At 63.4% G+C, this 868-nt stretch carries 1 protein-coding gene; it reads right to left on the bottom strand.

The window, feature by feature from the left end:
• Positions 1-9: 9 nt before the first annotated feature.
• The gene (locus QLH51_RS19830) at positions 10-819 is read right to left on the bottom strand and encodes an IS5 family transposase (protein WP_283514683.1); all 810 of its coding nucleotides are present in this window, start codon (positions 817-819) and stop codon (positions 10-12) included.
• Positions 820-868 lie beyond the last annotated feature (49 nt).

Raw genomic sequence — 868 nt, 5'->3', positions numbered from 1 at the left:
TAGAGGCTGTTATGAACCATCAGCGAGTGCAGCGGCCTGTTTCATCATGAGGCAGGCGAAGGCGACGATGTGAAGTCCTGCGAGTGTTTCGGCGTAACGTTCGTAGTCTTTGACGAGGCGTCGGAAGCGGGTCGCCCATGCGAATGACCGTTCGACGACCCAGCGTCGCGGCAAGAGAACGAAACCGCGTTTGGCTTCAGGCAGTTTGACGACTTCGAGAGCGACGCCATGTTTGGCTGCCGCAGTGGCGGCACGCTCGCCGGTATAGCCCTGATCGACCCATGCGAGTTCGACCGTGTCGTCGGTGACCGCCTGCAGGGTGCGCGCGAGCCGTTCCACCTCACCGCGATCCTCCGCGCTGGCCGGCGTGACATGGAGCGCCAGCAGATGACCCAGCGTGTCGACCGCCATGTGGATCTTCGAGCCCTTCTTGCGTTTCCCACCGTCATAGCCGGCCCGCTCGCCGCTCTCGGGCGTGGAGCGCAACGTCCGGCTGTCGATGATCGCAGCGCTCGGCTCGGCCTTGCGCCCCGCCGCCAGCCGCAACACCGCGCGCAGATCATCCACCAGCGCCTCGAAACATCCCGCCGCCAGCCAGCGTTGCGTCTGCTGGTACACCGCCGCCCAGGGCGGCAAGTCGTTGGGCATCCACCGCCACGGCGCACCCGTCTTCACGATGTAGCGCAGGCCGTTGAACACCTCGCGCAGGTCATGCTCCCGCTGGCCCGCATCCTCACGCTGCAACAGCAAATATGGTGCGACCAGCGACCATTCCTCATCACTGACGTCAGACAGATACGACTTGCGGCAAATGCTCATCCAATAACGGATGAATCAAGCCCGCTTCCAAGTCCATAACAGCCTCTAG

The sequence above is a fragment of the Sphingomonas sp. 2R-10 genome, assembly GCF_030062225.1.
Lineage (GTDB): Bacteria > Pseudomonadota > Alphaproteobacteria > Sphingomonadales > Sphingomonadaceae > Sphingomonas.
This window is presented reverse-complemented; position numbering and strand designations above follow the sequence as displayed.